The sequence below is a fragment of the Donghicola mangrovi genome, assembly GCF_013377535.1.
Classification (GTDB): Bacteria; Pseudomonadota; Alphaproteobacteria; order Rhodobacterales; family Rhodobacteraceae; genus Donghicola; species Donghicola mangrovi.
On sequence record NZ_JABCJE010000027.1, the window covers coordinates 1 to 7,045 of the forward strand.

The following is a 7,045-nucleotide window of genomic DNA, read 5'->3' on the forward strand; positions in this document are numbered from 1 at the left end:
ATCCAGTACTTCCAAGATAATCCACTCGAACGCCAAACCCGGGCGACCGCTCTTCATAGGTTGGTACGGGATCGTCACACCTTCGACAATCGTGCGGCTACAATCTTGACGCGTCTTAAGGAACTGTTTTGACACCTCCATGTGATTGACAACTCAAAGGTCCGCCAGCTATCCACAACCGCAACAAGCCTTGTTTTTAAACATGCATAGAAAGGCGAAAAATGCCCCACAATCTCGATCTGGGCCCTGAAGCCGCAGGAAACTCGAACCTAGCGGCTTTGAAAGAACTCGATCGACCGATGGCCAAACTGGTCGCCGGAGAAGATATTGTTTCGGGCGTTTTCATGGCATTTGACCCCGAGGCACCTACGAAGGCCGAAGTCCAAAGCAAGCCGGGTAAGCTTATTTCGGCGAAGTTCAAAGTGGACGGAACCGCCCGTTGGTTGGGTCTTCATATCAAGCTCGGAAACATGGACCTGTCCAAGAGCATGATCTTCGGAATTGCCTGCAGATCGCAGGCTCCGCGATCCACAACTTTCCGGCCCTGTCTGCGCAGTGGTGGACCGAACGGTTTCAAAGACACCTTTTTCAAGAAGGTCGCTATCGCGTATTCCGAGGAAAGCTTGCACCTTGATGCGCTACAGATCGACCAGAACGCAGATTTGATGGCGCCCGCAGACTGGCGGGAATTGATCCTGTTCATCCGGCCAGAAACCGGCAGCCTCGAGTTAAACGACCTTCGCCTGTTTACGGTGTGATGGGGATAGATGGCCCATTCTTCTGATCAGTTTAGGCTCGCGGTTGTCATCCCGGTCTGGAACGATGCCGAGGGGCTAGCGCGTCTTTTGCCGCAGGTCCTTGCTCTTCCAGAAGTTGTGCAGGTGATCGTTGTCGATGATGCATCCGACCCACCTTGTAATGCCGACAACATTGCTCTTGGTGATTGGGCGGGTGATGCTCGCCTGATCTGGGCACGAAGCGAAGATCAACGAGGGGCGGGCCACGCGCGAAATCTCGGGCTGGGAATGGTCGAAGCGGACCATGTTCTATACTTCGACTCTGACGATATCATTCTGCCCGAGTTCATTGATCTGATCGCAGACCTTTCCCAAGCAGACACGCCGGATTTCGATTTCTGCTTGTTCCGCCATGTAGATAGCCGCCGCAGGGCCCAAGGCATCGAAGCGCCCTTGGCGAGTGATCAATTTCATTGGGACATGATTGGGCTTCCTAATGACCCGCGTCTGATCACCCGGGATGAAGCCGCCAGGCTCTGCCGTGTTTCGGCCTATCCGTGGAACAAGATATACAAGACCGAGTTTTTGCGCCTCCATCAGATCAAGTGCACCGAAATCATGGTGCACAATGATGTCGAGCTACATTGGACCAGCTTTATGCGGGCATCCAATATCATAGCGTCCACGCGTGTATGCTGTGAACATTTCGTATCGCCCGGGGGATCGCGTCTGACAAACCGGTCGGGTAAGGACAGACTGCAAGTCTTCGAAGCCCTGAATGCCGTTCAAGAGGCTCTGGTCTCGGCTCCGGAAACCTCGATTGTTTTCATCGATGCCGCGCTGGAATTTTACCTGAACCTATTCCAGTGGATTTATGATTTTCTTGATGAAGAGCTGCGCAAAGCATTCATGTCCAAGGCTCAAGATTTTCTGTTCGCAAACATGTCTGTGCCGCTTGTGACGCTAGCGGCAACTCGTGATCCCATGCTGGCACGCCGGCTTAACACATTGCTGACTAGGCCTTTACCATGAAGACGTCCTTCATCGTGACCACCTACAATGTGCTTCCCTACTTGGATCGGTGCTTCAAATCGCTCGCAGAAAGCATGGAGCCGGAGGATCGGGTCATTATCGTCGATGATGGGTCCACGGATGGGAGTGCCGAACAGCTAGACGATATTTTGAACCAAAGTGGCTTTGGACCTGATGTTGAGCGCAAGGTTGTTCTGTTGGGTACAAACACCATTGGCGGGGTTGGGATCGCGGGCAACGTGGGCCTGTATGAGGCGTTGAGCGACCCTGCTTGCGAGACTGTGTTCTTTGTCGATGGTGACGACTGGATGGAGCCTGCTGGATTCCGCGCTTGCCGCAGGGTCTTTGAGCAGGGACGGCCGGATATCCTTATCGGTGGGTACACCGAATATAACGAATTAGAAAATACGTTCCGGCAACCAGCCGATACACATCTGTGGCCGAGCGCAAAGCTGGTCACCCCTTCTGACTTGGAAGCTGCCCGCAATCTTGCACTGCGAATGATTGCTGTGCCTTGGCGTAAATTCTACCGCGCGGATTTTCTCCGCAAGCACGCGCTGCGCTATCCCGAAGGTGACTTCTTTTTCGAAGACAACCCGTTTCATTGGAGTGTGTGCAGGAAAGCCCAGAGCATCCATTTCTGCGAAGCCGTGCTCTGCGCGCACAGGTTCAATCGTCCGGGTCAGACGATGACGTCTACGGGATTCGAACTGTCGGCGTTTTTTACGCACTACGAAACCATTTGTGCAGGAATTCGCGCGGACCATCCGGCAGGCAACAGGAACCTAGAAGTTTTGGCTCTGACTTGGCTGCTGGACAACATGTCGTGGCATATTGAGCGCCTGCAGGTTACGGCCCACTGGCCTTATGCTGCCAAGGCAGTCCAATCGCTAAAAGCGCCGAATGATCAGGTTTGGGATGCTACGTTAGAGAAGTTCTCACGCGTCCCGATTGGGCCTATGGCGGCTGAGCTGCGAAAGGGAAACATATCCGGCGTTACAGCATATTGGGCCCAGATTGCGCAGATCGCCGCGCTAGAAGCCCGTTTAAGCATCTTCGAAGAGCAGATGGCGGCAGCCTCTGAAGGCATTAGCGCGCTTTCAGAGATTAAGGCTTTCGAAGCAATTCAAACGCTTCATTTTGGTGACAGCGGATAAATTTACCTGAATTCGAAGATTTTGAGTTTGTTTTCAGGTTGAGCCGCACGCTCGCGTAGGACCTCAAGGTCACGCATATATTGTGCGTTAAGCTGGCCTTTCTCGTCCTCGGACCATGGCGCATATCCCGGTCGCTTGGCACCCTTCGGCAGAGCTTTCACGGCCGAGCGAACATCAGCGCGGGATACCGTTCTGAACTTAGAAACGTCGTGCAACCAATCGACCGCTTCTTGCGAGAACCCGAGACGTTCCGGGTTTTCCAACAGATTGAAAGCGGACGCTTTAATTCCGGTCACCTCACTAAGAAGCTGCGCCTCTCGGCCATGGAGCTTTTCCGCCTGATACAGAAGCATTTCGCTTTCGGGAAAAGCGGCCCTAATGCTGTCAATTAAGGGTAGCCAGCTCATCTCCGATAGCGGCAAAGAGCAGAACCGATCAAAGGGTTTAAATGGTGTTGATTTCAGTGCTTCGCAGTAAAGCGAAGGTATCATGCCTGTAAAACCACGCAGCCCTAGCACAATCCGAGGCTTATCTAGCTGTAGGTAATCCGCAACTATCTTGGCTCTATCCGCGCCATCTGGGTACATACCGCGCGGCGTAACGGCGTGCTGCACAAGAGCCAGTATGTTTTCATCAAACACAAGCCGCCAGTCTGCCGTTTCAGGCATGCTGGCAGGTGCGGGCTCTGCGGTCTGGTTGTCGTACAATAGGGGCCGTGTCCATGACGTGCGGAATTCTTCTAGCTCGACGTAATGGATTTTCGCCTCGAGCATCGCAGCCGCAGACAGGTCCATAGACTTTTGCAGATAGGTTGTGCCCGTCTTGTGCAAGCCAAGCCATAGGACGTCATTGCGGGGCTCGATACGCTTTGATTTGAATAGTCGATTGAAAAACATGTGACGCCAGATCGTTAGTTCATGGAAGTGGTGAGTTTCATACGATTTCCTGCTGGGATATATCAGACCGCTGCTTTTATAGGAGGAAATCGAAGAGCGTCTCGAGAAACAAGGGTGCTCATTTTTTACACAAAGGCACCACGTTACTGGTGCGATAGCGATCCTCCGGATGGCCTTGATCAAAGGAGCAGAACCGCCTTGGGCTTGTTAAACTACGCTGGTTTTGTGCTACAGGAATGCCGTTTCTATTATGAAATTTCAGGGCACTATACTACTGCGGTCTTCTCGATAACAGAGGAGATGTAGGCTGGAACCCATCGCACGGTTTAGCTAAGCGCAGGCCGCTATCTAAATGGCGAGCCGAGCGGGTCAGCTGCTCCCCCCTTCATCGCGTCAAAAATCGTTTCCAGATGCAGGCGCATGGCGGTTGCGGCTTCGTCACCTGCGCCTCGGGCAATGCAGTTGACGACCTCTGCGTGTTGCTCGGAGTGGAACGTCGTAAAAGTTGAAACCCCGAGGCGGCGGTAGGTTTGCTCCCATTCGCGCTGCCAGGCGGCATGGCGGCGCACGCCTGTCAGGTAGTCCAACAGCCCCAGCAGGATAGGGTTGCCGGTGACCTCGGCAATGGCGCGGTGGAAGGCGGCGTCCAGTTGCTCGCATTCGGATCGGGTGGTGGCCGCGCGGCCGCGGGCAATCAGGTCGTTCAGCCATTCAATCTGCGCGGGCGAAGCCAGAGCGGCGGCATCTGCGGCGACCGATGGCTCGATCGTCATCCGTGCCTGCATTAACTGCAATGGGGTCGCCCCTTGGACGAGGATCGCATCGCGCACCGGATGGCCAGAGGGGCGCGCGCCTAGAAAGGTGCCTTGGCCCACGTGCCGCCACAGGTCCCCCCGCATCTCAAGCTCGGCTAAAGCACGCCGCAGGGTTTCCCGGCTACAGCCCAAGATCCGCGACAACTCGCGTTCGGGCGGCAGCTTGTCACCGGGGCGGAGGCCAGCTTCGGTGAAGTAACGCTCTAGAGCATCGGTGATCTGTTTCGTCCGTGTCATCGGCTCCTCCAACCAGACCAATTTGCAGACCAATCCAACGGCATGCAACAGACTGCGCCGTCAGGAGGAGGACAAACATGCTGACATATGTCGTACTCGCCATTGCTGGTCTTGGGGCCGGGATACTGAATGCCATCGCCGGAGGCGGGACGTTCCTGTCCTTCCCCGCGCTGGTCTGGGCCGGAGTGCCCCCGATCATGGCGAACGCAACGGCAACCTTTGCCGCCCTGCCCGGATATGCCAGCAGCGCTTGGGCTTATCGCAAGGAGCTCGAAGGGGGCGGAAAACCCTCGTTGCGTCAGCTGATCGCAATGGCGGTGGTGGGCGGTCTGATCGGCGCGGGCCTTCTGCTGGTCACCCCCGAAGAGCTGTTTTCCGGCGTCGTCCCGTGGCTTTTGCTGGTGGCAACCCTCGCCTTTGCGGTGGGGCCATCGTTCCTGCGCTACCTGACCAAGACCGGGCGCCAGACATCCGTGCCTGTGGCGCTGGCCATCGTGTTGGCCGTGTCAATTTACGGAGGCTACTTTAACGGCGGGCTCGGCATCCTGCTGCTCGCGGCCTTTGGCCTGATCGGGATGACGAACCTGCACCATATGAACGGGCTCAAGACCCTGATGTCCTTTGTTCTGTCGGTCGTGTCGGTGTCGACCTATATCGCCGCCGGTCTGATCAACTGGAACTCGCTTGCGGTCGTCGGGGTGTCCTGCGCGATTGGCGGCTATGTCGGCGCCACGCTCGCGCGGCGGATCAAGAACACGGCTCTGCTGCGCGGCTTCATCATCACGGTGGGCTTCGTCATGGCGGCTTTGTTTTTCATGAAGTAGGCGGGGTAGGTCAGTCCCGGTCAGCCTAAGAAATCTGGCCGAGCAGGTCCCTGCTCGCTGGCAGCCTGTCGAGACTTGAGCCGATCCGCTCCCGCCATCTCGGTCCTTGGGTCATCGCATGTTCATAGGCTTCGGCGAGGTCGTCGGGACGGTCTTCGGCGAGGATACGGATAAGGAATTCGGCCTGCGCGCGATCCTTGCGGGCCTTGGCTTCGTCCGGGCCACCCTGCCGACGACTGGCAACGATAAGCTTATGGATTGCGAACCGCTCGGGACGCGGGATTTGCACCAAAACGCCCGATCGATAGAGTGCCAGCGCGTGGATAGGTTCTGCGATCAGGAAATTGAGGTAATGCAGAGCCTGTGCGCTGACCCCCAGTGCTGGAAGCGGCTTAACGCCTTCGTCACCGAAAGCGGGGGTCAGGAACTCGACCATCGCCTCGCCGCCGCTTTGGCGCCATTTCCAGATCTGCTGGTCGAATACGCCGGGAACCGCGTCGAACTTCATGGCGCGAAGGATATCGCCAGGCTCTTCCTCGACGCGATCACCCAGAGCCACCGAAAGCCTTTCAAAGCTTGCGAAATCGATGTCTCCGGTTTGGGCCAGTTCGTCCGAGTTGAAGCGTACGCCAAGCTCTCCTTGATAGAGCGCATAGGCCGCTGTCCCGATCAAAGTCCCGCCGAGCCGGAAGACGCCCGCCCGCGCGAAGGCCAAAAGCAGTGAGCCCGTCTCCCGATCAGTACCGATCATCCCCTCGGCGCGCAGGACGCGGGCAAGGCGCGACATGCGCGTTTTGCGTTCTTTCGAAGCGGCCTTCAACTCCGCCGCGCGCGCCAAGCGGTCGCGTAAATCGGGGCTATCCTCTCCGAGGTAGCGGCTCTTCATTTCGGTCCCGATGCGGAAGCGGTCATAGAGGTAGGTTCGCCCATTGCGCCGACGTTCCTCGACACTGCCAACGATTTCTGCTGCAGCTTCATCAAGGTGCATACGGAGCAGATCTTGATACGCGACCTGAGCTGCTCGGGAGTGCGATATCGGCTCCATTTGCGACCTCTATTTAGTTGTGTGCATCAGTTTATTAAACGATACATACGCCGCGAAAATGTAGCAAACTTATTTTTACTGCACACATCCCGGTGCGGGATTGGAAGTGCGGCAATGAATAGCCCCGCGTCTTTTGGACGCCCTGTCCGTCGTCAGGGATTTTGGGACAGATTGCAGCCTAATCTAAGAGAGGGTCTGGCTCACCTGGTTGGTTTGATTATGCGGCGGGTTTCGATGGTCTTTCGCTTGATCCTTTCTCGCTGTTTCAGAATGGTCTGGCCGCGCACGAAGTAGACGTCAGC

7 protein-coding genes are annotated in these 7,045 nt (G+C 56.3%); 4 read left to right on the forward strand and 3 right to left on the reverse strand.

Annotation, left to right across the window (positions count from 1 at the left end; genetic code table 11):
- The first annotated feature begins 299 nt into the window (after positions 1-299).
- The 3 genes from HJ536_RS20485 to HJ536_RS20495 are packed head-to-tail and all read left to right on the forward strand — an operon-like array spanning position 300 to position 2,926.
- Positions 300-758 carry a hypothetical protein gene (locus tag HJ536_RS20485; protein WP_177159247.1) on the forward strand — a complete coding sequence of 153 codons (459 nt, stop codon included), beginning with the start codon at positions 300-302 and terminating at the stop codon, positions 756-758.
- Positions 759-767: 9 nt separating this feature from the next.
- A complete protein-coding gene (locus tag HJ536_RS20490) occupies positions 768-1,769 on the forward strand; it encodes a glycosyltransferase family 2 protein (RefSeq protein WP_177159248.1) in 1,002 nt (333 codons plus the stop codon).
- Positions 1,766-2,926 (forward strand): glycosyltransferase family 2 protein, encoded by a 1,161-nt coding sequence (locus tag HJ536_RS20495; protein ID WP_177159249.1) that lies wholly within the window; start codon positions 1,766-1,768, stop codon positions 2,924-2,926. Before HJ536_RS20490 ends, HJ536_RS20495 begins: the two co-directional genes overlap by 4 nt.
- 2 nt (positions 2,927-2,928) lie before the next feature.
- Here HJ536_RS20495 and HJ536_RS20500 read toward each other — a convergent pair whose 3' ends face one another.
- On the reverse strand, positions 2,929-3,720 hold the full coding sequence (locus tag HJ536_RS20500; RefSeq protein WP_177159250.1) for a hypothetical protein: 792 nt from the start codon (positions 3,718-3,720) through the stop codon (positions 2,929-2,931).
- Between the two features lie 446 nt (positions 3,721-4,166).
- The gene (locus HJ536_RS20505) at positions 4,167-4,874 is read right to left on the reverse strand and encodes a FadR/GntR family transcriptional regulator (RefSeq protein WP_177159251.1); all 708 of its coding nucleotides are present in this window, start codon (positions 4,872-4,874) and stop codon (positions 4,167-4,169) included.
- Positions 4,875-4,951: 77 nt separating this feature from the next.
- On the opposite strand from HJ536_RS20505, the gene HJ536_RS20510 reads away from it, so the two are divergent.
- A complete protein-coding gene (locus tag HJ536_RS20510) occupies positions 4,952-5,698 on the forward strand; it encodes a sulfite exporter TauE/SafE family protein (RefSeq protein ID WP_177159252.1) in 747 nt (248 codons plus the stop codon).
- A 25-nt stretch (positions 5,699-5,723) separates the two neighbouring features.
- Here the strand turns inward: HJ536_RS20510 and HJ536_RS20515 are convergent, their stop codons facing one another.
- Positions 5,724-6,743 carry a nucleotidyltransferase family protein gene (locus HJ536_RS20515; RefSeq protein WP_177159253.1) on the reverse strand — a complete coding sequence of 340 codons (1,020 nt, stop codon included), beginning with the start codon at positions 6,741-6,743 and terminating at the stop codon, positions 5,724-5,726.
- Positions 6,744-7,045: the final 302 nt, after the last annotated feature.